The sequence below is a fragment of the Dactylosporangium sp. NPDC050588 genome (genome assembly GCF_040654975.1).
Lineage (GTDB): Bacteria > Actinomycetota > Actinomycetes > Mycobacteriales > Micromonosporaceae > Dactylosporangium > Dactylosporangium maewongense.
The window spans coordinates 207,961-232,580 of record NZ_JBFAJA010000002.1 but is presented as its reverse complement, the minus strand read 5'-3'; the positions used below and the strand labels follow the sequence as shown (position 1 = coordinate 232,580).

Annotated in this window: 26 protein-coding genes; 8 read left to right on the top strand and 18 right to left on the bottom strand. The window is 72.7% G+C overall.

The genetic code is table 11. From position 1 onward, the window contains the following. Nucleotides 1–12: 12 nt before the first annotated feature. Nucleotides 13–1,896 carry a hypothetical protein gene (locus AB0I21_RS02265; RefSeq protein ID WP_360558413.1) on the bottom strand — a complete coding sequence of 628 codons (1,884 nt, stop codon included), beginning with the start codon at nucleotides 1,894–1,896 and terminating at the stop codon, nucleotides 13–15. 45 nt (nucleotides 1,897–1,941) lie between these two features. Between AB0I21_RS02265 and AB0I21_RS02260 the strand changes: the two genes are divergently transcribed. Continuing rightward, a complete protein-coding gene (locus AB0I21_RS02260; protein ID WP_360558411.1) occupies nucleotides 1,942–3,093 on the top strand; it encodes an acyltransferase in 1,152 nt (383 codons plus the stop codon). Between the two features lie 9 nt (nucleotides 3,094–3,102). Here the strand turns inward: AB0I21_RS02260 and AB0I21_RS02255 are convergent, their stop codons facing one another. Then, nucleotides 3,103–4,059 (bottom strand): carbohydrate kinase family protein, encoded by a 957-nt coding sequence (locus tag AB0I21_RS02255; protein WP_360558409.1) that lies wholly within the window; start codon nucleotides 4,057–4,059, stop codon nucleotides 3,103–3,105. A 349-nt stretch (nucleotides 4,060–4,408) separates the two neighbouring features. Between AB0I21_RS02255 and AB0I21_RS02250 the strand changes: the two genes are divergently transcribed. Further along, nucleotides 4,409–5,461: an XRE family transcriptional regulator gene (locus AB0I21_RS02250; RefSeq protein WP_360558408.1), complete on the top strand. Its 1,053-nt coding sequence runs from the start codon at nucleotides 4,409–4,411 to the stop codon at nucleotides 5,459–5,461. A 12-nt stretch (nucleotides 5,462–5,473) separates the two neighbouring features. Here the strand turns inward: AB0I21_RS02250 and AB0I21_RS02245 are convergent, their stop codons facing one another. Continuing rightward, the gene (locus tag AB0I21_RS02245; protein WP_360558406.1) at nucleotides 5,474–6,007 is read right to left on the bottom strand and encodes a hypothetical protein; all 534 of its coding nucleotides are present in this window, start codon (nucleotides 6,005–6,007) and stop codon (nucleotides 5,474–5,476) included. Between the two features lie 17 nt (nucleotides 6,008–6,024). Beyond that, the gene (lhgO, locus tag AB0I21_RS02240) at nucleotides 6,025–7,206 is read right to left on the bottom strand and encodes an L-2-hydroxyglutarate oxidase (protein WP_360558405.1); all 1,182 of its coding nucleotides are present in this window, start codon (nucleotides 7,204–7,206) and stop codon (nucleotides 6,025–6,027) included. Nucleotides 7,207–7,273: 67 nt separating this feature from the next. Between lhgO and AB0I21_RS02235 the strand changes: the two genes are divergently transcribed. Beyond that, nucleotides 7,274–8,329 carry a lysylphosphatidylglycerol synthase transmembrane domain-containing protein gene (locus AB0I21_RS02235; protein WP_360558403.1) on the top strand — a complete coding sequence of 352 codons (1,056 nt, stop codon included), beginning with the start codon at nucleotides 7,274–7,276 and terminating at the stop codon, nucleotides 8,327–8,329. Nucleotides 8,330–8,374: 45 nt separating this feature from the next. Here AB0I21_RS02235 and AB0I21_RS02230 read toward each other — a convergent pair whose 3' ends face one another. Beyond that, on the bottom strand, nucleotides 8,375–9,103 hold the full coding sequence (locus AB0I21_RS02230; protein WP_360558401.1) for an NAD(P)H-binding protein: 729 nt from the start codon (nucleotides 9,101–9,103) through the stop codon (nucleotides 8,375–8,377). Nucleotides 9,104–9,258: 155 nt separating this feature from the next. Here AB0I21_RS02230 and AB0I21_RS02225 point away from each other — a divergent pair, with 155 nt between their 5' ends. Then, nucleotides 9,259–9,666, top strand: a complete 408-nt coding sequence (locus AB0I21_RS02225) for a hypothetical protein (protein WP_360558399.1) — start codon at nucleotides 9,259–9,261, stop codon at nucleotides 9,664–9,666. Then, nucleotides 9,663–10,088 carry a hypothetical protein gene (locus AB0I21_RS02220; RefSeq protein WP_360558398.1) on the top strand — a complete coding sequence of 142 codons (426 nt, stop codon included), beginning with the start codon at nucleotides 9,663–9,665 and terminating at the stop codon, nucleotides 10,086–10,088. The genes AB0I21_RS02225 and AB0I21_RS02220 overlap by 4 nt, the downstream gene beginning before the upstream one ends. Here the strand turns inward: AB0I21_RS02220 and AB0I21_RS02215 are convergent. Continuing rightward, the gene (locus AB0I21_RS02215; RefSeq protein WP_344503215.1) at nucleotides 10,085–10,432 is read right to left on the bottom strand and encodes a helix-turn-helix domain-containing protein; all 348 of its coding nucleotides are present in this window, start codon (nucleotides 10,430–10,432) and stop codon (nucleotides 10,085–10,087) included. The two genes, AB0I21_RS02220 and AB0I21_RS02215, sit on opposite strands and share 4 nt — an antisense overlap. Then, the gene (locus tag AB0I21_RS02210) at nucleotides 10,432–11,112 is read right to left on the bottom strand and encodes a metal-dependent transcriptional regulator (RefSeq protein WP_344503254.1); all 681 of its coding nucleotides are present in this window, start codon (nucleotides 11,110–11,112) and stop codon (nucleotides 10,432–10,434) included. Before AB0I21_RS02210 ends, AB0I21_RS02215 begins: the two co-directional genes overlap by 1 nt. 203 nt (nucleotides 11,113–11,315) lie before the next feature. Between AB0I21_RS02210 and AB0I21_RS02205 the strand changes: the two genes are divergently transcribed. Then, entirely contained in the window at nucleotides 11,316–12,476 is a 1,161-nt protein-coding gene (locus AB0I21_RS02205) for an acetoin utilization protein AcuC (protein ID WP_344503253.1), read from the top strand. A 220-nt stretch (nucleotides 12,477–12,696) separates the two neighbouring features. Here AB0I21_RS02205 and AB0I21_RS02200 read toward each other — a convergent pair whose 3' ends face one another. Next, nucleotides 12,697–12,966, bottom strand: coding sequence for a DivIVA domain-containing protein (locus tag AB0I21_RS02200; RefSeq protein WP_360558395.1), 270 nt, complete (start codon nucleotides 12,964–12,966; stop codon nucleotides 12,697–12,699). A 40-nt stretch (nucleotides 12,967–13,006) separates the two neighbouring features. Between AB0I21_RS02200 and AB0I21_RS02195 the strand changes: the two genes are divergently transcribed. Continuing rightward, the gene (locus tag AB0I21_RS02195; RefSeq protein WP_360558394.1) at nucleotides 13,007–15,586 is read left to right on the top strand and encodes a GNAT family N-acetyltransferase; all 2,580 of its coding nucleotides are present in this window, start codon (nucleotides 13,007–13,009) and stop codon (nucleotides 15,584–15,586) included. A 391-nt stretch (nucleotides 15,587–15,977) separates the two neighbouring features. Here AB0I21_RS02195 and sigB read toward each other — a convergent pair whose 3' ends face one another. The 6 genes from sigB to AB0I21_RS02165 all read right to left on the bottom strand — a co-directional run bounded on the left by sigB (nucleotide 15,978) and on the right by AB0I21_RS02165 (nucleotide 20,325). Beyond that, nucleotides 15,978–16,976 (bottom strand): RNA polymerase sigma factor SigB, encoded by a 999-nt coding sequence (gene sigB / locus AB0I21_RS02190; RefSeq protein WP_344503211.1) that lies wholly within the window; start codon nucleotides 16,974–16,976, stop codon nucleotides 15,978–15,980. Nucleotides 16,977–17,087: 111 nt separating this feature from the next. Beyond that, on the bottom strand, nucleotides 17,088–17,510 hold the full coding sequence (dtd, locus tag AB0I21_RS02185) for a D-aminoacyl-tRNA deacylase (protein WP_360558392.1): 423 nt from the start codon (nucleotides 17,508–17,510) through the stop codon (nucleotides 17,088–17,090). Further along, nucleotides 17,507–18,970, bottom strand: coding sequence for a methyltransferase (locus AB0I21_RS02180; protein ID WP_360558391.1), 1,464 nt, complete (start codon nucleotides 18,968–18,970; stop codon nucleotides 17,507–17,509). Before AB0I21_RS02180 ends, dtd begins: the two co-directional genes overlap by 4 nt. Nucleotides 18,971–18,987: 17 nt before the next feature. Next, entirely contained in the window at nucleotides 18,988–19,329 is a 342-nt protein-coding gene (locus AB0I21_RS02175) for a hypothetical protein (RefSeq protein ID WP_344503208.1), read from the bottom strand. Nucleotides 19,330–19,373: 44 nt separating this feature from the next. Continuing rightward, nucleotides 19,374–19,820, bottom strand: a complete 447-nt coding sequence (locus tag AB0I21_RS02170) for a hypothetical protein (protein ID WP_360558390.1) — start codon at nucleotides 19,818–19,820, stop codon at nucleotides 19,374–19,376. Between the two features lie 43 nt (nucleotides 19,821–19,863). Continuing rightward, a complete protein-coding gene (locus tag AB0I21_RS02165) occupies nucleotides 19,864–20,325 on the bottom strand; it encodes a heme-degrading domain-containing protein (RefSeq protein ID WP_344503206.1) in 462 nt (153 codons plus the stop codon). A gap of 184 nt (nucleotides 20,326–20,509) precedes the next feature. Between AB0I21_RS02165 and AB0I21_RS02160 the strand changes: the two genes are divergently transcribed. After that, complete coding sequence (locus AB0I21_RS02160) at nucleotides 20,510–20,941, top strand: SRPBCC domain-containing protein (protein WP_344503205.1); 432 nt, start codon at nucleotides 20,510–20,512, stop codon at nucleotides 20,939–20,941. Here AB0I21_RS02160 and AB0I21_RS02155 read toward each other — a convergent pair. The 4 genes from AB0I21_RS02155 to AB0I21_RS02140 all read right to left on the bottom strand — a co-directional run bounded on the left by AB0I21_RS02155 (nucleotide 20,925) and on the right by AB0I21_RS02140 (nucleotide 24,373). Further along, nucleotides 20,925–22,745, bottom strand: a complete 1,821-nt coding sequence (locus tag AB0I21_RS02155; RefSeq protein WP_360558387.1) for a glycosyltransferase 87 family protein — start codon at nucleotides 22,743–22,745, stop codon at nucleotides 20,925–20,927. The two genes, AB0I21_RS02160 and AB0I21_RS02155, sit on opposite strands and share 17 nt — an antisense overlap. A gap of 184 nt (nucleotides 22,746–22,929) precedes the next feature. Beyond that, nucleotides 22,930–23,277 (bottom strand): type II toxin-antitoxin system PemK/MazF family toxin, encoded by a 348-nt coding sequence (locus AB0I21_RS02150; RefSeq protein WP_360558385.1) that lies wholly within the window; start codon nucleotides 23,275–23,277, stop codon nucleotides 22,930–22,932. Further along, entirely contained in the window at nucleotides 23,264–23,494 is a 231-nt protein-coding gene (locus tag AB0I21_RS02145) for a ribbon-helix-helix domain-containing protein (RefSeq protein ID WP_360558383.1), read from the bottom strand. Before AB0I21_RS02145 ends, AB0I21_RS02150 begins: the two co-directional genes overlap by 14 nt. 219 nt (nucleotides 23,495–23,713) lie before the next feature. Then, entirely contained in the window at nucleotides 23,714–24,373 is a 660-nt protein-coding gene (locus AB0I21_RS02140) for a DUF998 domain-containing protein (protein WP_360558381.1), read from the bottom strand. Between the last annotated feature and the right edge of the window lie 247 nt (nucleotides 24,374–24,620).

Genomic DNA, 24,620 nt, shown 5'->3' with positions numbered 1-24,620 from the left:
GCGGGACGGGGTTCAGGGGCGGACGATGTCGATCGCGACGGCCGGGTGGCGGTCGCGGAGTGCCTCGGCGCGGGTGTACGCGTCGTCGGTGAGGGCGAGCAGGCGCATCGGGCCCGGCATCCGCACCACGACGGCGTCGAGGCGGTCCGGGGAGTTGATCGGGCCGATGTGGTAGGTGGCGCCCGCCATCTCGCCGGAGGTGCGGTGCAGCGTGGAGATGAAGAGAGTCAGGCGGTAGGAGTCGTAGCCGGGGTCGTCGCCGATCACGACGGTCGGGTCGCCGGGGGCGAGGGTCAGGGCGGCCCTGGCGTAGGCGAGCTGGTCGGGGGTCGCGCCGGCGAGCCAGCTCCGCTGGGTGTCGAGGTGGTCGCGCTGGTCGCCGGCCCGTTCGCCGCCGATGAGGGCGACGATCGCCATCAGCACCGACGCGGCCCGCAGATGCGGCGAGCCCAACGGTCGCCGGGGCAGGTGCAGCGCCAGGGCGCCGAGGCCGGCCAGCAGCAGCACCAGGACCAGGAACAGGGCCTTGTTGGCGTAGTAGCCGCTGCCGGAGCCGAAGACGCGCTGCACCGCCAGCATCCCGGCGGCGAAGCCGGCCACGGGGACGAACGTCAGGGCGTACGAGCGCCAGATCCGGCTCCTGCGGCCGCGCCTGGTCAGCACGCCCGACGCGACGACGCACAGCAGGACGGCGAGGCCCTCGCGGCCGACCCGGAGGGAGCCGACGCTGAGCAGCGCACCCGCCTGGCCGGCGACGAGGACGCCGATGGCGAGGGGCACGGCGCTGGTGACGGCGATCGCGAGCGCGACGGCGGGGATGCGGCGCATGCGGTGGTTGCGGCGCTCCCGCATGAGCCACAGGATCGCGGCCAGGCCGACCGGGGGCAGGTACAGGTAGTACGTGAACCCGACCGCCGCCAGCAGCGCCGCGACGAGCAGCAGCTGCTGCCGCGGGCGGGGCACGGGCCGGACGAGGACGGTGAGGAGCATGAGCGCCTCCGCCAGGCCGAGGACCTGGCTCGGGTAACCGAACCGGACGAGGTCCAGCGGCTCGCCGAACGCGCACAGCCCGGCGATCCCGGCCGCGAGCACGGCGGTGCGCGCCGGGGTCAGGCCGCCGGCGCCGATCCACTGTGCGGCCCAGACGACGGTCGCGACGAGCAGCAGGTAGCCGCCGGTGACGAAGGCCAGGTAGTGGTCGAACATGCCGGTGCCGGTGCCCATGCTGACGGCGGACGACCTGGCGAACCCGTCGAGCAGCGCGGCGGTCAGGTGCGAGCCCTGCGGGTAGGACACCATCCCCTCGTAGACGAGCGTCCTGCCCTGGCCGGGGTGCTGGAAGAGGTACCCGCCGGCGTGGCGGATCGCGTCGAAGAGCGCCGTGTGCCGGGCGAGGTCCTCGCCCTCCATGACCTGTGCGAGACGACCGGTCCGGCCGTCGCGCAGCAGCGGCCAGGCGACGATCGCGCCGGCGGCGGCGACGGCGAGCGCGGCGATCGCGTCGGTGGGTCCGAGGCGCGGCAGCCGCGGGCGGCGGCCGGTCTTCGCGGCGGCGACGATCAGGGCGGTGGCGGCGGTGCCGCCGGCGGTCACCGGGTGCAGGCCCCACGGCCACACGGCGAAGACGAGCGCGCCGAGGCAGGTGAGGCCGAGCAGCAGGCCCATGGCGAGCATGATCCGGTCGAGGACGGTCCGGCCGCCGCGCAGGAGCGCCGCGGTGGCGAGCAGAAGCAGCGGCGGGACGACGTACGCGACTCCGGCGAGGTACAGCAGGGCGATGATCAGCCAGGCGGCCGCGACCAGCGCGGCGGTGACCAGTTGCTTGGGTGTGGCGTCCGGCTTCGGCGACGTGTGGGGGAGGAGGGTGTCCGTCTTCGGGGGTGAGGATACTGACACAACTCACTTAACGACGAAGTCGGGCATCTGGTCGTTTGTCAGGATGTGTTGGCTGATCGGTACTCGCCCCGCTCGAATGCGCTCGGCTTCCTGCGGCTGTGCCTGGCCCTCGCGGTCCTGGTAGGACACTCGTGGCCGCTCGGGCTGGGGCGGGCGACACCGGGGCTGGGGTTCACCGGCGGTCAGGCGGACCTCGGCGCCCTGGCGGTGGACGGGTTCTTCGTCCTGTCGGGCTTCCTCGTCACGGCGAGCGCCGGCCGCCTGGGCGCCGTCCGGTTCGCCTGGCACCGGTGCCTGCGGATCTTCCCCGGCCTGTGGGCGTGCCTGCTGGTCACCGCCGCCTGCGCCGGCTGCTTCGCGACGTTTCCCGCGGCGCTGGCGTTCGCCCGGCGCAACGCCCTCGGGCAGCCGCACCAGTGGGGCATCGGCACGCTGTTCACCGACACCCCCTACGGCCGGCTCACCGGCGGCGTCTCCGTCGTGAACGGGTCGCTGTGGAGCCTGTCGTTCGAGCTGTTCTGGTACGGCGTGCTCACCGCCCTCACCGCCTGCGGCGTGGTCCGCCGCTCCCCGCGACTCGTCCTGCTGCTCACCGCCGGCGCCTACTCGGTCCTGCTCAGCGACCTCCTCCACCAGCTGCCCGAGACGCACACCGTCCCGCACCCCCGCGGGTCGTTCGGGCCGATCCCCTTCTTCGGGTCGCTCGACACCCAGCTGCTCATCTACCTGGGCTTCCTGTTTCTCCTGGGGGCGTCGGCGCAGCTGTACCAGGACCGCATCCCGGCGCACCCGGCGCTGGCGGCGGCCGCGGCGGCGCTGCTGCTGGCCACGCTCCGGTTCGGCGCCTTCCCCGTGCTCGGCTACCCGGCGCTCGCCTACCTGCTGCTGTGGGCCGCCTGCTCCCTGCCGTCGTGGACCCACCGGATCGGCCGGACCCACGACTACTCGTACGGCATCTACATCTACGCCTTCCCGACCCAGCAGACCCTCGCCGCCCTCGGCGTCCACCAGTGGGGCCTGCCCGCGTACGTCACGGCGTCGGCCCTGGCCACGGCCCTGCTCGCGGCAGCCTCCTGGCACCTCGTCGAGCGCCCGGCCCTGCGCCTCAAGCACTGGACCCCGCCGCACCCCCGGCGCCCGGTGGCCGCCCCGCCGATCCGCCAGGTCACCCGCGACGTGGTGACCGCCGACCGCTGAACCCGCCGGTCATCGCACCTGCCGGACCGTCACCTCCGACAGCAGGCGCCGGAACGGGGCGGGCCGCAGCGGCGCGTACGTCTGGCAGCCGTACTCGGTGGTGGCCAGCGAGCCGACCGCGGTCGCGGTCGCCAGGCACTCCGGCAACGGCCGCCGCTGCGCGTACAGGGCACAGAACGCCCCGGCGAACGCGTCGCCCGCGCCCGTCGAGTCGGCGACCGTCACCGCGGGCGGCGTGGCGGTGCAGCGGGTGTCGCCGTCCGTGCAGTACGTCACGCCGGGGCCGTCCGTCACGACCACCACGCCGGCGCCGAGGCGCTGGAGGGCCTCGGCCGCCGCCGCGGCGCCGGACAGCCCGGCGGCGCGGACGGAGTCCATCTTCATGAAGACGACGCCGGCCGACTCCATCATCCGGACGAAGTCCGGCGTGTCCCAGGCGGACGCGACGAAGTACGGCTCGAGGTCGAACGCCACCAGCGCGCCGGCCTTCCGTGCGGCGACGCCGATCTCGCCGCACCACGCGGCGTCCAGGGCGACCGGGTAGACGACGTCCCAGTCGCCGCCGGCCGCCTCGGACACGCACCACTCCACATCGGGCAGAGGCAGCCCGGAGTCGAGGATCACCATGGACTTCTCGGCGCGGTGGTCGATCGTCGTCACCGCCGTGAGGCTCCCGCGGCCGGCGGCCTCGGCGGAGCCCCGCAGGTCGATCCCCAGCGCCTCCAGCCGGCGGCGGATCGCCGCGGCCTCGGGGTCGTCGCCGAACGTGGTGACGAGACGGGTCCCGGGGCAGAACTGCCTGGCGGCGACGGCGAAGTTGGCGGCCATTCCGCCCGCGAACCAGCCGAGCCGGGCCCCGTGGACCTTCTCGTCCCGCTCCGGCAGTGATGCGACGCGCAGATAATGGTCGGCGGACACCATGCCGATCGCCAGAACGGTCGGTGACTCCGTGCGGTCCGCGGACATTCCGCCGCCTTTCGGTATCTGATTTCAGGCGTGATTACGGGACGTTTTCAACAGCGGAGGAATGCGGGTGTGCGGGGCGTTCTCAGGTGCCGCGAACTGCGGTGATGAGCGCGGCGAGGGCCGACAGGAGTGCCGCGAGCGTCAACCAGTTCACCTGGTAACGCCGCACCCGCCGGGTCGCCTTCCGGTCTGTCATGCTTACCTCCTCGGAAGCGACGGATCATCGTGAAGACAATTCTTCCGTGCCGGTCGAGCGGGTGTCCGGAAATTGGTTGACCATTGGCGGGTATTGACCCTTCTTGACCGGCCGTGCTCAACTGGGGAACAGGTTGACCCGGGGGGAGACCAGATGCCGCTGCAGCCGCCGTCGAGCCGCGCACTGCCGGACGGCCCGCTGCGGACGCTGGTGGTGGAGCTGCACCATCTGTACCGGCAGGCCGGCTATCCAGGGGTCAAGAAGATCAGCGGCGAGATCCGTGACCGCGACGACCTGCCCGACGCCGTCAGTCACGAGACCGTCAGCAAGATCCTGCAGGGGGAGGTGCTGCCCCGCTGGAGCAAGCTGGAGAGCCTCGTGCGGGTGCTCGCCGGGTGGTCGGTCGACCGGCCGGTGCCCGACGAGGAGGCCAAGCGGTTCCAGCGGCTGTGGCACGTGGCCGGCGGCTCGCCCGACGACGAGGCGGCGAGCCGGCTGCCCGCGCAGCGCACCGAGCCACGACCAGAGCCACGGCCGGAGCCGCGCCCCGAGCGGGAGCCCGCGCCGGCGCCCGGCGAGCACGACCTCGTGGTGGAGCGGGAGGACGCGCACCTGTCGTATGCGGACGGCGTGTACCACTGCAGCATCAGGCGGGCGCTGTACAACGGGATCGACGAGCCGATCACGCAGTTCCCGATCGAGATCCGTGCCGACCGGTTCCCCGACGACCCGGAGCGGTCGAACCGGCACCACCACGCCAACCCGTTGACGTGGGACGAGCTGCAGCTCAGCGCGGCCTGCGGCGACGAGCCCATGCACTGGCGGCCGTACACCGACCGGGAGGCGCTCAAGGAGGTGTGGCTGCTGTTCGAGAACGCGCGGGGCCAGTTCCCGCTGTATCCGGGGCAGCGCACCGTCATCGCGTACTCGTGGAAGGTGAGCGACCGGCAGTGGGGGCCGTGGCTGCAGCGCAACATCCGGCTCCCGACGCGGCGGCTGAGCGTGGTCGTCGACTTCCCGGAGGACGTCGACCCGGTCGTGTGGGGCGTGCGCAGCTCCCTGTGGCACCGGGACGTCCCGCTGCGGACCGCCATCGTGCGGGAGGCGCCAGGGGACGGGCGGGTGACCTTCTCCTGGTCGACGGACCGCACCGCGCTGCAGGACCGGTACCGGATCGAGTGGCGGTTCCGCGGCGACGGGACCTGACCACCGGAGCGGTCAGAGGCTGCTGAGGTCGATCAGCTTGGCGAGGTCCACGAGCTTCGGCAGGAGCTCCGTCGCCTTGTCGTCGCCGGTGCCGGCGGGGAGGTGGACCGTCAGCTGGATGATGCGCTTGTTGCCGGCCAGCCAGCCGACCTCGACGGCCGGGCCGGTGCCCTCCGCGGCGGGGGACTGCCGCTGGTACGCCGCGGCGCCGAGACCCTGGACCGGGGCGGCGCCCTTCGGCTGGACGGCGGTGGCGTAGATGTCGGGGCCGATGGTGGTGGCGCTGACCGACAGGATCAGGTCGGGGAGCGGGGCCTTCTGCGGCTGGAGGACGCAGGTGAACGTGTTCTCCAGCGTCGCCGCGGCGGCCGCGCCGTACTGCAGGCCGAGCTTCGCGTTGACGACCGGGAAGTCGAGCAGCTGGCAGGCGCCGCCGGAGGCCGCCGCCGGGGCGGTGGACGGGGTCGCGGCGGCCGGGCTCGCGCCGGCGTCGTCGCAGCCGGTGAGCACGAGCAGCGCCGTGAGCGCCGCGACAACCCTTCGCACGACGCGCACCCTACCGCCTACTTCGGCAGGCGGTCGACGATGTACTTCGCGATCTCCAGGGAGCTGGTCGCGGCCGGGGACGGGGCGTTGAGGACGTGCACCTGCCGGCCTTCGGCGACGATGAGGAAGTCGTCGACGAGGGCGCCATCGCGGGTGATGGCCTGTGCCCGTACACCTGCCGACGCCGGAACGAGATCGGCGGTCGTCACCGCGGGCACCAGGCGGGCCAGGCTCTCGGCGAACCGCTTCTTCGACAGGGAGCGGCGGACCTCGGTGAGCCCGTACCGCAGGTGCTTGCGGGCCAGCTGCCACATGCCGGGGTAGGCGATCGTGTCGGCGACGTCGCCGGGGCGGACGCGGGACCACGAGTAGCCCTCGCGGGCGGTGGCGAGGACCGCGTTGGGGCCGGCGTGGACGCTGCCGTCGACCATCTTCGTCAGGTGCACCCCGAGGAACGGGAACTGCGGGTCCGGCACCGGGTAGATCAGGCCGTTCACCAGGTGGCGGCGCTCGGGTCGCAGCTCGAAGTACTCGCCGCGGAACGGGATGATCCGGGCGGGCGGGGTGATGCCGGCCATCTTCGCGACCCGGTCGGCGTGCAGGCCGGCACAGTTGACGAGCACGTCGGCGAAGATGTCGCCGACCTCCGTGTGCACGACCGTCTCGCCGTGCAGGGTGGAGATGCCTCTCACCCGCGCGCCGAGGCGCAGCGTCGCGCCGGCCTTCTCCAGCAGGGTCGCGAGGGTCTCGCACACGGCGCCGAAGTCGGCGATGCCCGTCGAGGCGACGTGGATGCCCTGCACGCAGGCGACCTCGGGCTCGAGCTCCCTCGCCTCCGCGGCGTCGACCAGCCTCGCCGGCAGCCCGTTGGCGACGGCCCGCTCGTGCAGGCCGCGCAGCCGCGGCAGCTCGGACTCCTCCGTCGCCACGATCAGCTTGCCGGTCACCTTGTGCGGGATGCCGTGCTCCCGGCAGAAGTCCACCATCGACGCGCTGCCCGCCTTGCACAGCGTGGCCTTGAGGCTGCCGGGCTTGTAGTAGACGCCCGCGTGGATGACGCCGGAGTTGTGCCCGGTCTGGTGCGCGCCCCAGCGCTGCTCCTTCTCCACGACCGTGACCTCGGCGTCAGGGTGCTCCAGGGTGATCCGGTGCGCGGTGGCCAGGCCGACGATCCCACCACCGATGACCACGAACCGCACGCTGCCTCCTCAAGCCCCTGATTGGCGCTGGGTACCTCGCATCCTAGCCGTGCTAGCGTTCCCGACCGTGGGTCAGCCTGTCGTCGAAGTGGCACCAGCCAAGCCGTGGCGGGCCCGCCTGATCACCGCCGTGCGCATCCTGGCCGCCGCCGGCATCGTCTACTTCATCGTCGCCACCACGGTCCAGCAGTGGTCCGATGTGGCGGCGACGTTCCGCGCGCTGTCGTGGCCGTCGCTGATCGCGTCGCTCCTCGCGGCCGTCGCCTCCCTGTGGACGACGATGATGGCGTGGCGGGCGATGGTCGGCAGCATCGACCACCCGCTGCGGGTCCGCGACGCCGCCCCCATCATGCTGGTCGGCTCCCTCGGCAAGTACCTGCCCGGCTCGGTCTGGGCGTATGTCGTGCAGATGGAGCTCGGCCGCCGCGCCGGCGTCTCCCGCTCGAAGGTGTTCATCGGCTCGGTGCTGGTCAGCGGCCTCGGCGTCACGTCCGGGCTGATCCTGACCGCCCCCGGCTTCGGCACCGCCCTCGACGGCGTCAAGGCCTCGAGGCACGAGGTCTTCGGCTCCGTCGCCGTCTGGGCGTCGGTGATCCTGCTGCCGTTCGCGGTCGCCTGCTGCTACCCGCCGCTGCTGACCTGGATCGTCGGCCGGGCCATGCGGGTGCTGCGCCGCCCGCCGCTGGACCGGCCGATCACCTGGCGCCCGATCCTCTCCAGCGTCGCGTGGTGCGTGGCCGGCTATGTCACCGCCGGCCTGCACGTCTGGCTGCTGGTCCGCTCGCACCTGCCGGGCCTGTCCGGCCTCACCGGCAGCGTCTTCGCGATGGCCCTCGCGATGAGCATCAGCACGTTCGTCATCGTGGCCCCCTCGGGCCTGGGCGCCCGCGAGTTCCTGATGGCGATCGCCCTGGCCGGCCTGGGTGTGCCGTGGGCGACGGCGTGGGCTCTGACGCTCGTGTCGCGCCTGCTCTTCACCGTCGCCGACGTGGCCGCCGCCGGCGTCGCGGGCGCCGTGGGCCTGCGCCGCATCCGCCACGCGCCGTCACCCGCGCCGTCGCCGTCACCCGCGCCGTCGCCCGCGCCCTCGCAGTCGCCGACGCAGTCGCCGTCGCAGTCCTGAGCGGCCTCCCCGGGTTCCCGGCCGGTCGTGGGGCTGGGCCCGCGGTCACAGCTTCCGGGCCAGGTACTCCTCCCACGTGCCGGTGCCGCCGCCGGGGCCTGTCCCCGCCCCGCCGCGCAGCGCCCGGAACACCTTGCCCGGCAGCCTGACCGGGATCAGCAGCCGCCGCTTCCCGGCCCGCTCGAGGTACACCCGCCACAGGTCACGGGCGCTGCGCCGCTGCGGCCCGGACAGGTCGGCGGGCGTCGCCGGCAGCTCGCCCTCGACGATCTCCGCGAGCCGCACCGCCACGTCGTGCACCTCGACCGGCCGCAGGTCGAACGCCGGATAGAACCCGACGAGCGGCAGCTTCGTCATACCCTTCGCGATCGTCAGCACCAGGTCGTGGAACTGGCTCGCCCGGAAGCTCGTCCCGCCGTACCCGGCCACCATCTTCTCGATGGTCACCTTGTCGTTGTAGTAGCCGAACGGGATCCGGTCGACCCCGACGATCGACACGAACACCAGCTGCGGCCGCTGCGGCGCCCGGTCCATCGCCTCGATCAGCTTCCCGGCGGCGGCGACGTCCCTCCGCCCGTCGGTGGCCGCGTGCACGACCACGTCGACCCCGTCGAGGGCCTCGGCGAGCCCCGCCCCGGTGAGCAGGTCGCCATGGGCGTAGCCCGGCTTCGACCGGCTGAGCCCCCGCACGTCATGCCCACGTTCCCGCAGGACGGCAACCACGTCCCGCCCGAGCGTCCCGGTCGCCCCGGTGACAAGCACTGTTCGCTTCATGGCCTACCTGACGCCCCAGCTCCAAGAACGTGACACGGTGTGGCCACCGTCTCATCGATAGTATGTTGGCATATGGCAATACGTATGGTGCCTGCGCTAGCGTGCGTACGTCACGTACTTGACGTACGCACGCCGCAGGGTCGATCGTGAACTGCGTGCACTACACCAGCTATTCCGAGGCCAGAGCGCATTTCAAGGACCTCCTCGACGACGCCGGGCGGGGGCGGGTGGTGACGGTTCAGCGGGAGCACCGCAGCGCGGCGGTCGTCGACCAGGAGCGCCTGCGGGCGCTCCTCGCCTCGTCGGTGCCGGCCAGGGCCGAGGTCGTCGCCGAGGCCGGCGGGTGGTCGATCTTCATCCCCGGACTCCCGCTCGCCGCCGACGGGGCGACGTTCGGGGTCGCCGTCGACGAGATGGTCGATGCGTTGCGTGAGTACGCCGAGGACTGGCAGGACCGGCTCCTGGACGCCCCGAACCACGCTGGCAACTGGGGGCTCGTCCAGCTCGTCGGCCTCAGCACCGACGAGCAGCTCCGGGACTGGCTGGTCGGACCGGGAAGATGAGGCATCCGGCGCCGACCCGGCAGGACCACGAGCGGTTCTGTCAGGTGGACGGATGGGTGCGCGTCCGCGACGCACACGGACGCACCGGGACCCATCACCTGATCCATGAACTGACGCTCAAGGACGGGCGGACGCTGCGGACCGGGATCTCCCACCCGCCGGACCGCACCGGATATGGGCCCGCGCTGTGGGCGCACATCCTGCGCGATCAGCTGCAGGTGTCGGAGGCCGAGTTCTGGGCCTGCGTGCGCGACGGCGCCAGGCCGGACCGTGGGGAGCCGGTCCGCCGGCAGCCGTCGCTGCCGGCCGACCTCGTGCACCTGTTGATCACGCGGGTCGGCGTGGATGAGCGGGCAGTGGCCGCGATGACCAGGGACGAGGCGCTCGACCGGCTGCGACGGTTCTGGTCAGAGGGTGGCTAGGCGGTGGTGCGGGCGTCGTAGTGTTCGCGGGCCTGGGCGACGTCGGCGCGGTGGCGTTCTGCCCAGGTGGTGATGGCGAGGAGGGCGGCGTGGAGTTCGGCGGCCATGGGGGTGAGGGAGTACTCGACCCGTGGCGGGACCGTCGGGTAGACGGTCCGCACGAGCATCCCGTCACGCTCCAGGTTGCGCAGCGTGAGGGTCAGCATGCGGCGACTGATGCCGGTGATGGCCCGCTCCAGCTCGGTGAACCGGATCGGGCCGTCGGCGGCGGCCACCATGATGCACACGCTCCACTTGCCGGCGACGCGGTCGACCAGCTCCTGGACCGTGCACCCGGGATGCATCAGTGGGCCGCGACGAACACCCGCGACGCGACCTCCCGGGGCAGCCGGATGCGCTCGCCGGCCCGGTCGATGCTGACGCCGTCGCGCTCCTGGGCCACGGTGACCGTGGCGCCGGGGTCGATGCCGGCGGTGTGGAGCTGGCGCAGGACGTCGGCGTCGGTCTGGACGCTCTCGCAGATGCGGCTCACCACGACGGCCCCCGCGAGGCCCGGGAAGGCGAGGTTGCGCTCGGGGTCGGACAGGTCGTGGGGCGTGGCGCTGCCCTCGAGGCTCTCCAGTCCCGGGATCGGGTTGCCGTACGGCGAGCGGGTCGGGCGCCCCAGCAGCTCATACACCCGCTGCTCGACGGCGTCGCTCATGACGTGCTCCCAGCGGCACGCCTCTTCGTGCGCCTCCTCGTAGGGCAGGCCGATCACGTTGACCAGCAGCAGCTCGGCGAGGCGGTGCTTGCGCATGACGGCGACCGCGTGCACGCGGCCCTCGTCGGTCAGCGCGAGGTGGCGGTCACCCTCGACGATCAGCAGGCCGTCACGCTCCATGCGGGCGACGGTCTGGCTGACGGTGGGTCCGCTCTGGTGGAGTCGCTCGGCGATGCGGGCGCGCTTGGGGACGACGCCCTCCTCCTCGAGCTCCAGGATCGTCTTCAAGTACATCTCGGTGGTATCGACCAGGTCGTTCACTGCCTTGCCCTCCCGGTACGCGATGGTACTCGTCGCGTACGTCAAGATTGGAACGTGACAGCCAACCAGGCGATCTTGGACGGTGCCGTCGTCGCCGAGCTGGTGTGGGAAGCGGGGGTCACCGCTTCACGCAATCCTACCGGCGCGCGCAGGGTACCCGCGCACAGTGGAATGGAGGGGCCGGTCACGTGAACACACTGGTCATGTGGGACGACGCGCTGCTGCGGTACGACATGGGCGAGCATCCCCTCGATCCGGTGCGGGTCGAGCTGACCATGGCACTCGCCCGTGAGCTGGGCGTCCTCGACCGTGAAGGGGTCACGCTGCGGGCGCCGGAGCCGGCGAGCGACGACGTGCTCGGCACCGTCCACGACCCGGACTACATCGCCGTGGTCCGCGCCGCGTCGACCGGCCGGCGGCTGAGCATCATGGGGCTCGGCACGTCGGACAACCCGACGTTCCCCGGCATGCACGACGCCAGCGCCCTCATCGCGGGCGCCACCCGCGCCGCGGCGGAGGCGGTCTGGCTCGGCGAGGCGGACCGGGCCGTCAGCATCGCCGGCGGGCTGCACCACGCGATGCCCGCCCGCGCGGCCGGCTTCTGCGTCTACAACGACCCGGCGGTCGCGATCGCGCGCGTGCTGGAGCTCGGGGCCGAGCGGGTCGCGTACGTCGACATCGACGTACATCACGGCGATGGGGTCCAGGAGATCTTCTACGACGACCCGCGGGTCCTGACCGTCAGCCTCCACGAGTCGCCGCGGACGCTCTTCCCGGGGACCGGCTACCCCGACGAGACCGGCGGACCGGGCGCGGAGGGCTCCGCGGTCAACGTCGCGCTGCCGCCCGGCACCGACGACGCCGCCTGGCTGCGCGCGTTCCACGCCGTCGTGCCCGGGGTGCTGCGCGCGTTCCGGCCGCAGCTGCTGTTCACGCAGTGCGGCGCCGACACGTACCGGCACGACCCCCTGGCCAACCTGTGGCTGACGGTGGACGGGCAGCGGGCCGCGTACCTCGCGCTGCGCGACCTCGCCACCGAGGTGGCCGGCGGCAAGTGGGTCGCCAGCGGCGGCGGCGGGTACGCGCTCGTCGAGTGCGTCCCGCGGGCCTGGACGCACCTGCTCGCGGTCGTCACCGGCGAGGCCATCGACCCGCAGACGCCGATCCCGGCGTCGTGGCAGTCGCTCGCCGCGAGCAAGCGCTCCAACAACCCCGTGCCGACGTCGATGACCGACGGAGGGTCGGGGGAGTGGACGCCGTGGGTGCCGGGCCAGACCCCCGACGCCGTGGATCGGGCGATCATGGCGACCCGCGCGGCTGCGTTCCCGTTCTTCGGCCTCGACCCCCACGACCCGCGCGACTGACGCCGAACAGCAGGACCGTCACCGTCAGGCCGCCGCTGTACGCCGGACCGTCACGGTCAGGCCGACGCCGACGGCCGTGGCCGACGTCGTACGGCACCGTCTCGACGTGGCTGCGCCCCCGGCTCGTCCGCGACCTCGACGAGCTGCGGCCGGACCTGCACGCCGACGCCGCAGGCCGTGGCCCACGCCGTACACCGGCGGCGAACGGCACAAGGTCGAGCTAATGCTGCACGACGGCCTCGAGCCTGGTCAGGCGCTGCTTGATCCGGTCGAGCTCGGCCAGCATCGCCGACTCGGCCGCCGTCGACGTGCCGAACGAGGTCTCCGGCGAGGGCGTGCCCCGCAGCGTGGACAGCTCGTCGTGCAGCGCGGTCAGCGCCTGCGCGACGACGTCCAGGAACGCGTCGACCTCGTCCTCGTCATAGCCGCGCTTGCCGAACGCCGCCTTCGTGAACCGGACGGCTTGCACGTCGGCCGGGGTGAGCATCATCCGCACACCGTACTAAACCCGGCAGTGCGAACATGAAGGCGTGACCGAAACACCGGAGCGGGCCGCGGACGTCCTGCTGTCGGACGGCACGACCGTCCACTTGCGACCGATCCGCCCCGACGACGCCGACCGGATCGTCGCGCTGCACTCGCGGTTCTCGGAGCGGACCAGGTATCTGCGGTACTTCTCCGCGTACCCGCGGATCCCGCAGCGGGACCTCGACCGGTTCGTCAACGTCGACCACCACGACCGGGAGGCGTTCGTCATCGAGCACGGCGGCGAGCTCATCGCCGTCGGCCGCTACGAGCGGCTCGGCGCCGGCTCGCACCAGGCGGAGGTCGCGTTCGTCGTCGAGGACGCGCACCAGGGCCGCGGCATCGGCTCGGTGCTCATCGAGCACCTCGTCGCCGCCGCGTCGCAGGAGGGCATCACCGAGTTCGAGGCCGACGTCCTGCCGGTCAACCAGGCGATGCTGCGCGTGTTCATGGCCGCCGGCTTCTCCATCGAGCGCGAGTTCGCCGACGGCGTCGTGCACCTGTGGTTCCCGATCGCGGCGACCCCCGACTCGATGCGCGTGCAGTGGGCCCGCGAGCAGCGCGCCGAGACCCGCTCGATCGGCCGGCTGCTCAACCCGCGGGGCGTCGCCGTCTACGGTGCCCGCGCCGACGGCACCGGCATCGGCGCCGCCATCCTCGCCCACCTCAAGGCGGCCGGGTTCACCGGCCCGATCGTCCCCGTGCACCCGTCGGCGCCGACCGTCGGCGGCCTGCCGGCGGTGCCCGTCCTCGCCGGCCATCCGGAGCCCGTGGATCTGGCGGTGGTGTCGGTACCGGCGGAGGCGGTGCCCTCCGTCGTCGCCGACTGCGCCGCGGCCGGGGTGCACGGGCTCGTCGTCGTGTCCGCCGGGTTCGCCGAGGCCGGACCCGCCGGTGCCGAGGCGCAGGCCGCCCTGCTGCGCGCCGTCCGCAGCCGCGGCATGCGCCTCGTCGGCCCCAACTGCCTCGGCATCGCCAACACCGACCCGGGTGTCCAGCTCAACGCGACCCTCGCGCCGCTCCTGCCGCGCCGCGGCCGGGTCGGCTTCTTCAGCCAGTCCGCCGCGCTCGGCACCGCGCTGCTCGCCGAGGCCGACCGCCGCGGGCTCGGCCTGTCGACCTTCGTGTCCGCCGGCAACCGCGCCGACGTGTCCGGCAACGACGCCCTCCAGTACTGGCGCGAGGACCCCCAGACGGACGCGGTGCTGCTCTACCTGGAGACGTTCGGCAACCCGCGCAAGTTCGCCCGCATCGCCCGCGAGCTGGCCCGGCGCAAACCGGTCGCCGCCGTCGCGAGCCCCGTGCGGCCGCCCGCCCTCGACGCCGTCGCCACCGGCCCCGACGCCCGTGGGGTCGCCGCCCTCTTCGCCAGCTCCGGCGTGATCCGCGTCGACACGGTCGCCGAGCTCTTCGACGTCGGCCTGCTCATCGCCGGCCAGCCCCTGCCGACCGGCGACCGCGTCGCCGTCGTCACCAACGCCGCCGCCCTCGGTGTCCTGACCGTCGCGAAGGCGCCGGCGGCCGGGCTGCGCGTCGCCTCCGTCCGCGACCTCGGCCCGTCCGTCGGCGACGCGGACTTCGTCCAGGCCGTGCGGGAAGCGCTCGCCGACGACTCGGCCGACGCGGTCATCGCCGCCTACGCGCCCGCTCTGGCCCTCCCGGGCGAGCTCGGCGTCGCGGAGCTGCTGCGGGCGCTGGAGCCCGGCCGTCCCCTCGCGGTCGTCCTGCCCGCCGACCCGTCCTTCGCCGTCGCGCCCGCCTACCGCTCCGGCGACCCGTTGGCACTGCCGACGTATCCGGCGGTCGAGGAGGCGGTGCGTGCCCTGGGCCGCGTCGCCCGCTACGCCGCCTGGCGCCGCGAACCCGTCGGCACCGTGCCGTCCTTTCCGCCCGCACCCGTCTCGTCCTCTGTGGACTCGGTGGACTCGGTGGACTCCGTGGACGCGCTGCTCGCGGCGTACGGCATCCCGGTGGTCCCGTCCTTGCGCGCTTCCGGCGCGTCGGTCCCGGCGGTCGCCGAGTCGCTGGGTCTGCCCGTCGCCCTGAAGGTCGCGACGAAGCCGTGGCGGCACCGCATCGACCTCGGCGCGGTCCGGCTCAACCTCACGTCGCCCGGCCTGGTCATGGAGGCCTACCAGGAGCTCGAACGCCTCTTCGGCGCCGGCGTGGAGGTCCTCGTCCAGCCGATGGTCGCCCCCGGCGTCGCGTGCGTCGTCGAGGTCGTGGACGACCCCGCCTTCGGCCCGGTCGTCGGCTTCGGCCTCGGCGGTGAGGCCGCTGACCTGCTCGGCGACCGCGCGTGGCGCCCCGCCCCGCTCACCGACCGCGACGCGGCCGCCCTGGTCCGGGCCCCGCGCGCCGCGCCGCTGCTGACCGGGTACCGCGGCTCCGCACCCGTCGACCTGGACGCCCTCGCCGACCTGCTGCTGCGCATCGGCCGCCTGGCCGACGACCAGCCGACCGTGTCGTCGCTGTCCCTGAACCCGATCCTGGCCCGCCCCGAAGGCCTGGCGGTCCTTCACGCGACCGCCACGTTCACGTCCCCGCTGCCGCGCCCCGACAGCGGCCCCCGCCGCCTGTACTGAGGCGCTGTGCTTCCTCCACCCCACCGCTGCCACGGAGCATCCCGATGCGCCGCGCCGAGACGTGCTGCGCCGAGACGCGCTGCGCCGAGGCGCGAGGCAGGGCCAGCGGCTGCGCCGCATCCGGTGGCCGCCCCCGGCCTGCGTCCAGCAGCGGGGTGCCCCGGTGCTGTGATCCAAGGACGGTTCTGGTCGCGCGGGCGGCCGGATCCGTCCTTGGATCACCGCGAAGATCGATCCGGGCGCCTGGTGTCAGGGGCGGCATCCGGCCGCATGCCGTCGCGGCGCTGCCTGATCCGTGGAACGACGGCGCCTTGGTCGACAGGGACGTCTGGCTGTCGCCGCAGCCACAGGTTCCTGTCGATCAAGGCGTTGCGTTGCTCGGAAGCGGAGCTCAGCTGGCGTAGGCCTCGAGGCGCTTGGCGCGGGACGGGTGGCGGAGCTTCAGGAGGGTGACCTTCTCGATCTGGCGGATGCGCTCGCGGGACAGGCCGAACTCGCGGCCGACCTCGTCGAGGGTGCGCTGGCGGCCGTCGTCGAGGCCGAAGCGGAGCCTGATCACGGCCTGCTCGCGCTGGGAGAGGGTGGAGAGGACGATCTCGACCTCGGACTTCAGCATGCCCTGGGAGACGCTGTCGCCGGGCTCCTCGCGCGGGTCGATGCGGGCGACGAAGTCGCCGAGGGCGCTCTCGCCGTCCTCGCCGACGGCCTGGTCGAGGCTGACCGGCTCGCGGTCGTACGAGATCAGCTCGATGACCTGGTACTCCTCGATGCCCAGGGCGGCGGCGATCTCGGCGACGACCGGCTCGCGGCCGAGGGTGGCGGAGAGGTCGCGGCGGACCCGGACCATGCGGTTGACCTGCTCGACCATGTGCACCGGGATGCGGATGGTGCGGGCCTGGTCGGCCATGGCGCGGGTGATGGCCTGCCGGATCCACCAGGTGGCGTACGTGGAGAACTTGTAGCCCTTGGTGTAGTCGAACTTCTCCGCGGCGCGGATGAGGCCGAGGTTGCCCTCCTGGATGAGGTCCAGGAACGCCATGCCACGGCCGGTGTACCGCTTGGCGATGCTGACCACCAGGCGCAGGTTGGCCTCGAGCAGGTGTGCCTTGGCGGCGCGGCCCTCGCGGACGACGACCTCGTAGGTGTTCATCCAGGCGGGGTGGACGTCGCCCGCGCTGAGCTTCTCCTCGGCGTAGAGCCCGGCCTCGATCCGCTTGGAGAGGTCGACCTCCTGCTCGGCGGTGAGCAGCTTGGTCCGTCCGATGGTGTTGAGGTATGCGCGAACGAGGTCCGCTGAGACGCCCGTGTTGTCGATCTGGGGCTCGTGCTGCTCGTCGGTCTCGACGTCGACTGCGTTGAACTCCGTGGTGTCACTCAGCGGCTGGGCCACTTCGCTCGCCTCCCGTGTGCAAGTGGCGCGATCATTCCTACGGGAGAAGCTTCGCCCAGCGGGCGTGAAGTGGCGGTGAGGCGGCCGAGCCGTGGCACGAATCCGTGAGTCCTAGATTTCGAGCATCACCGTGTGGGGTCCGACGTTCACGCTCTCGACCAGCATGTGGGTCCGGAAGCGCCCGGTTTCCACCACTGCGCCCCGGTCTCGCAGGTGCTGGCAGAACGCCTCGATGAGCGGCTCCGCCGCCTCCGGGCGGGCGGCGGCGATCCAGGTGGGGCGGCGGCCCTTGCGCGCGTCGCCGTACAGCGTGAACTGCGAGACGACCAGCAGCGGCGCGCCCAGGTCGGCGGCGGACTTCTCCTCGGGAAGGATGCGCAGCTCGTGCACCTTCCGGGCAAGGGTCGCAGCCGTCGTCAAGTCGTCGGTGTGCGTGACGCCGACCAGCACGAGCAGGCCGTCGTCGATGGCGCCGACGACGGAACCGGCGACGGTGACCGACGCGCGGCTCACCGTCTGCACGAGCGCCCTCACGAGGCGGGCAGCAGGATGCCGCGCTCCACGAGGTGGGCGACCAGGGGGACCGCCACGTCGGCGAGGACGTCCGGCGGTACATCGTGCGCGGCCGCCAAGACGTCGACCTGGTCGCGCAAGGTGACGGAGCCGTTGCAGGCGCCGACGAGGGTGAGGGCCACCGGGTCGACCTCCTCGCGCCACCGCAGCCCGTCGGGCAGCGCGAGGACCTGGCGGCCGACCTCCCATCCGTCGGGCCCCTGGGTGGCCTCCTGCCGCAGCGTGAGGCCCGGCGCCGCGGCGAACCGCGTGCCCAGCAGGTCGCCCGACCGCAGGAAGTCCTGGCGGGCGAACCAGTCGCCGATCAGCGGCCCGAGCGGCCCGTCGACGGTCTGCCGCAGGTCCTCGATCCGCACCGTCGGGTCGTCGTGGCCGCCGGCGCGCAGCGTGATGAGGCCGAACCCGACCGCGTCGACCTTCCGCGCGTCGAACCAGTCGAGCCAGGCCGCCGCGATCGCCGGCTGTCGCGCGGGGTCGACGGAGGCGTCGGAGAGCCACAGGTTGACGTACGCGACCGGGCCGGACACCTCCCGCTGGATCACCCACGCGTCGAGGCCGGTGCCGGCGAGCCAGTCGGCGACCCGGTCCTCCCACGGCTCGCCGCTGACGTGCAGCCAGTTGGCCAGGAACTGCATGTGACCGCCGTCGGTGAGCAGGCCGGGGGCGGCGGCGACGAGCTCGGCGCAGACCGCGTCCCCGGGGCGGCCGGAGTCACGGTACGTGTGGTCCGTCGTCCCCGGTCCGGCGACGAACGGCGGGTTGCTCACGACCAGGTCGAAGCGGCGCCCGGCGACCGGTGCGGTCATGTCCCCGTGCAGCAGCTCCCAGTCCAGGCCGTTGAGCGCGGCGGTCGTCGCGGCGAAGCGCAGCGCGCGGGGGAGCAGGTCGGTCGCGGTGACCTTCGCCGCGTGCGTCGACAGATGCAGCGCCTGCACGCCGCAGCCGGTGCCCAGGTCGAGCGCCGTGGCCACCGGGTCGCGCAGGGCGGCGGCGGCGAGCGTGGTGGAGGCGCCGCCGATGCCGAGCACGTGGTCGCCGGGCAGCGGCCGCCCGGGTCGCATCCCGGCGGACAGGTCGGCCACGACCCACCAGTCGCCGTACGGCTCCAGCTCGACGGCCGCCCGTACGCCGTCCCCATCCGCTTCCAGGAGCGGCAGCGCGGCGGCGAGCGGCAGGGGATCGAGCGCCTCGGCGACGGCGGACAAGGACACGGTCTGGCCGCACACGAAGAGCCGCACGAGGGTGGCGAGCCGGCCGGGCTGCTCCTCGGTGCGCTTGAGCGCGGCGCGGAAGTCGTTGCGGGCGAGGGCGGCTGTCGCGGCCTCACCCAGCAGGTCCTTGATGCCCTGGGAGGTGTACCGGGCGGAGGTCAGCGCCTCGCGGAGCCGGGCGAGACCGTCGGCGTCGAGCAGTGCGTCCACCCTGACATCCTGCTACGTCAACGTTGGTCGATTCCTAAACAGGCCACGACGCGCGTGGCGTCGGCGGTGAGGAAGAGCTGGAAGTGCGTCGGCGGGTCCTCGACCTTCGCCTCGCCGATGCGCAGCGGCCGGCCGCCGGCGATCTGCAGCCGGGCGATCGCGTCGTCGCCGCCGAGCATCGGGGTGCCGATCTTCGCCATGTGCTGGGCCCGCCGCGAGTAGCTGCGCGCGAGCTGATCGGCCGGCACGGTGTCGTCCCACACGACGTATTCCGCGCCGGCCCGGATCGCGTCCTTGCAGGCCACGAACGCTTCCCCCGGCACCTCGTCGAGGAGCCGGAGCAGTGCTTCACGCTCCATGACCTATGTGACCATAAAGCCGGACTTTTCGTTAGCCCCGCGCTTCACTTTCCGCAGTTCTTCAGCTTCTTGACCACGGACGCCGGGACCTGCGAACCGCAGACGCCGTCGGTGCCGCCGGCGATCGCCAGCCACTGCTTCTTCGCGGTGTCGTACTGGAACAGGACCGTCGCCTTGTCCATCGCCTCGGGCTGGGTCACCGCCGTCGCCCAGTCGTCGGCGCAGCTGATGTCGGTCAGCCCCTTGCCGATGTCGACCGCGTTGGAGACGTCGAGGTTCGCCACGAACGCCTTCTCCAGCGTCGCCGCGTCGACCGGGCACCCCGCCTGCGGGCTCGCGCCGGGCTTGGTCGGCGCCGGGCCGGTCTGCGGGGTCAGGGACTCTTGCACGCTGGGTGCCGCGACCGCGCCGTTGTTCGTCGGCGCGTCGTCGGAGCAGCCGGTCAGTGCGAGGGCCGCGGTGGCGGCGACGCACACGAGAAGTCGCTTCATCACACGCGGAATCCTCGGCCCGCCCGGGCGCTGAGACAACCCTCTATCTATCGAGGAACAGCCCTACTGCCTCGACGACGAGCGCGTGGTCCTCGGCCTGCGGCAGCCCCGACACGGTCACGACCCCGACGACGCCGACGTCCACGACCCGGATCGGGAACGCGCCGCCGTGCGTGGCGTAGTCGGCCGGGTCGACGCCGTACGCCGCGTCCATCGCCTTGCCCTGCGCGGCCATCCGCCGCCCCACCAGATACGAGGACGCGTTCAGCCGCTCCACGACCCTGATCTTGCGCTCGATCCAGCGGTCGTTGTCGGGTGCCGTGCCGGGCAGTGCCGCGTGGAACAGCTGGTGACCGTGCCGGCGGATGTCGATCGTGATCGGCAGCCCGCGCTCCTTGCCCAGACGCACCAGCAGCGACCCCAGCGTCCAGGCGTCGTCGTTGTCGAACCGCGTGAACCGCAGCCGCTCCTCCTGCGCCTCAAGCTCGGCGATCAGGTCTTCCACGCAAGGCTCCTCGGGTCGTCGTCGCGGCCACTGTACGGGTGGGCCTGCTGCTGCTCGGGTCGTCGTCGCGGCCACTGTACTGGTGGGCCTGCCGTTGCTCGGGTTGACGTCGCGGCCACTGTACGGGCGGCGGGGCCAAGTCGGGCGCAAGCGCCTCCCAAGTCACCCCGGGCACGATTCGGGTATGAGGACTTCGACCTGCAGCCTGTACATCGCCGCCGACCCGGCCCGCGTCTGGCAAGCGATCACCGAGCCCGCCTTCACCCGGCGCTTCTACCTCGGCCTCGCGGTCGACTCGCAGTTCATCCCGGGCGCACCCATCGTCTACCGGGCCGCGGCCGGCCCCGTCCCCGACGTGCTGCACGGGCACATCGTGCACGTCGAGGAGGGGCGGCTGCTGGTGCACAACCTGTACACCGGCATCGGCGCGGAGCAGGAGGTGCACTGCTGGCTGACCTGGGAGATCACCGCCGCCGAGCCTGGTCTCTGCCGGGTCTCGCTCACCTGCGACGACCTCGACCGCGAGCCCGACCCGGAGCGCGACGACGCCTGGTCGCGGATCCTGAGCCGCCTCAAGTCGGTGCTGGAGGCGGAGCGGTTCACGCCAGGTTCGTGAAGCTGGCCGCGACCTCCCCGCTCGCGTCCAGCACGTCGAGGCGGCCGTGGCTCAGGTTCGCGCTGCGGAACGAGAACGTGCGCACCCCCGCCTCCGCCTCCAGCAGCGGGATGCTGCGGGCCGCCCCGCCCGGCGCCGAGGTGTACCGCAGCCCCGCCACCTCGGCCCCGACCACGCCGTTGACCCGGACCTTCGTCTTCTCCCGCCGGATCATGTACGCGATCGGCTCACCCGCGGCCGGCGCGCCGTTGAAGTAGAAGTAGCGCGGGTTGGTGAGGTCGTCCGCTTCGTAAGCCTTGAACGTCGGGTCGGCGCCGGCCGGCAGCGGCGTGAGCGCGAGCGCCGCGAGCCCCGCCACGGCCGCGACCGCGATCCGCCTCGTCGTGCGGAGCCGCACGCGCCGGTCGAGCCGCAACGCGGCGCCCCCGACCCCCGCGACACAGACCGCGACCAGCCCCAGCGAGCGCGCGTTCTCCAGCAGGAACTGCCAGCCCGGGTACAGCGCCACGCCGCGCAGCACGACCCCCAGCGACAGCGTCATCACGACCAGCAGCACGACCCCGGCCACCCGCCGCCACGCCCCCTCGGCCGCGACCAGCAGCATCGCCGCGAGCACCGTCCACACCTGGTGGTGCGTCCACGACACCGGCGACGCCGCCACGGTCGCGCAGCCCACCAGGACCGCCGCCCGCACCGGATCCCCGTGCAGGTGCAGCGCCCTGGCCCGCAGCAGCGCGGCCCCGCAGATCGCCGCGATCAGCACCGCCCACACGACCGGCAGCGTCGCGGGCGACAGCCCGATCCGCAGCAGCATCCCGTGCACCGACTGGTTGCCCAGCGAGGCGAGGTCGCCGATGCGCGACGTCTGGAAGATGGTGCCGCCCCAGTACCGCACGCTGGCCCCCGGCATGAGCACCGCCGCGACTCCCGCGCACGCCACGAACGCCGCCCCGGCCCGCGCCGCGTCCTTGTACCGCCGCGCCACCAGGAAGTACACGACGAACAGCAGCGGCGTGAGCTTGATCGCCGCCGCCACCCCGACCAGGGTCCCCCGGAACCGCGCCGGCACCACCTGCCCCGCATCGACCAGCGCCAGCAGCACGATGAAGATGCTCACCTGCCCGAACCGCAGGTTGCTCTGCACCGGCGCCGACACCAGCAACGCCGTGGCCACTCCCGCCGCCATCAGCCCCCGCGTGAAGAACCGGCTCCCCGCCCCTCCGCCGCTCTGCGCCGTGGTGCCTGTCGCGGTCGCGGCGCCGGGCGCGGTGCGGGTGCGGGCTGCGGCGCCGGGCGCGATGCGGGCTGCGGTGTGGGCTGCGGTGCCGGGCGCGGTGTGGGCTGCGGTACCGGGCGCGATGCGGGCTGCGGTGCCGGGCGCGGTGCCGGGCGCGGTGCCGGACGCGGTGTGGGCTGCGGTGCCGGGCGCGGTGCGGGTCGCGGTGCCGGGCGCGGTGCGGGTCGCGGTGCCGGGCGCGGTGCGGGCTGCGGTGCTGGATCTGGTCACCGTCCGGGCGATGGCGATCACGGCCGCGCAGGTCATCGCCAGCCACAGCACGCCGAGGGTCGCCTCGGGCAGCATGCTCAGCGGCCGGAAGAGCACCATCGCGAACGGCGGATACGTGAACGGCCCCCCGTTCTCGGCCACGTAGTCGTAGAGCGGCCCGTCGAACTTCGCCGCCCCGTAGTAGATGTGCAGGTCCGACAGGCGCTGCGCATCAGGCCGCCGCCACACCAGCGCGGCCGACACCGCCGCGATCCCCCCGAACACGGCCCACGCCGCGACCACCCTGCGCTCGAACATCGCACCAGGCTATGGCGCCCGTTCAACCCCGCCGGCCCCCGCTCATCAGCGTTTCCCGAGGTAGCGACCCTGTCCCGGCGCCCAGCCGCCCCTGTCCTTGTCCGGAACGCTACAACCGTCCGGTGGTCGCGCTCACAGGCGACGCAGCGCCGACGTCTCGGTGCGGTGCATCCCGGTTGCTCCGTCAGGTGGACAGATGGACCCGCAGGGCGTCGTCGAGGCTGCGAACGGTGTCCTCCTTGAGATTGCCGAGACGTCGGCGCAGCCGACGCACGTCGACGGACCGGATCTGCTCCGCCTGTGCCTTCGAGTCGATGGGGAGCCCGCCGTCCCCGGCGCGGATCAAGACCTGGAACGGGTGGATGCGGGCGGTGTTGGATGTCAGCGGAATGACCGTCACGACGCCCCGCCCCTGCTGCTCGGCGACCTTGTTGGCGGCGTTGTTGCTGACCAGCACCGCCGGACGGACCTTGTTGGCCTCCGAGCCGGTGGCGGGGTCGAAGTCGACCATGAAGACATCACCGCGGCGCATCGACGATCCCGTCGCCGACCGCACTGTCCCACAGCGCCGCGTCGTCGGTGTGCTCCCACTCGTCCCAGGCATCCGCATAGGACTGCTCCATCTCGCTCAGGCGGAGCAGCTCGATGGCCTGGTGCAGCACCGACGACCGGGAGGCGTCGCCGCGCCGGCGCGCATAGGCGTCCACGAACGAGATGTCGTCTGCCGGCAGGCTCACACTCACCTTCATACCGACAATCCTACCTCGGGGTCTTCGCCTTGCTACCAGTCTTCCTACCAGAGGTATTACCAGGATCGCCGGTCGCGGTGAGCTTGGAATATTTGCATATGACCACATGCGTAGAACGGTAGTGGTTGCACGGCGCCGTCGCAACTGGGTGGCCCGAGTCCTGCACGGACATGTGGCCGGCTCCTGCCGCGACGGCGCCTGGCAACTCCGCCGGGCCCTTCAGCATCCGGGGAGGGTTCGGTACAGCTTGACGGAGACGGCCGCGAGCCAGGTCCAGATGACGATCACGGCCGCGACGAAGCCCAGGGTCAGGGCCGGCGCGCTGTTGCCGGAGGCGATCCCGGCGAAACCGGCGAGGAACAGCACGCCGGACACCCGGCTGTACACGGCCCAGCCCTTGTCGCCCTCGCGGCCGAAGCGGCGGGCGACGACGAAGCACGCCACGATCACGCAGAGGAAGCCGACGCCGCCCGCGGCGAGGTGCCCGATGCCGTGCCAGCTCACCGTTCCCGGTCCTTCTGGTGTACCGGCGGGGAAGCCCATCGCCGGGTCGGCCCGCAGCGCACCGGCCGCCACGAGGCTCGCCCCGTAGACCGCAACGAGCCGCGCCGCCCACGGACTTCCCGGCAGCGCGCGGTGCAGCCCGACGGCGGCCGCGATCACCATCAGCCCGGTCAGGACGAAGTTGGTGATCTGGATCCAGCCGAGTCCGCCGGTGGACAGCAGGCTCCAGGCATGCCGGGTCAGATCGAACCCGTCACGGGTCAGCGCCTGCGCAAGGCTGACGCCGACGTAGAACGGCCCGGCGAGCACGCCGTAGCCGAGCAGCGACCGGGTGACCCGGTTGGCACGGATGTGGTCCGGAACGGTGGTGGTCATGGCGGGGGTCCTTCCTTCGTGGCGACCTGTCACCCGTCTCTCGAACAACCGCCCCACGATCCGACACGACGCGCATGTGACGCCGGTCACATCCATGCTGCGATCGTGACACCCGCCCCCCCTCGGGAAATCTCGTTGCCGATTCCCGCAGAGGCGAACGCACTGCTGGACCGGGATCCGCTCGCACTTCTGGTCGGGATGACGCTGGACCAGCAGATGCTGCGACCCTGAAGAACCATGGCTCCAG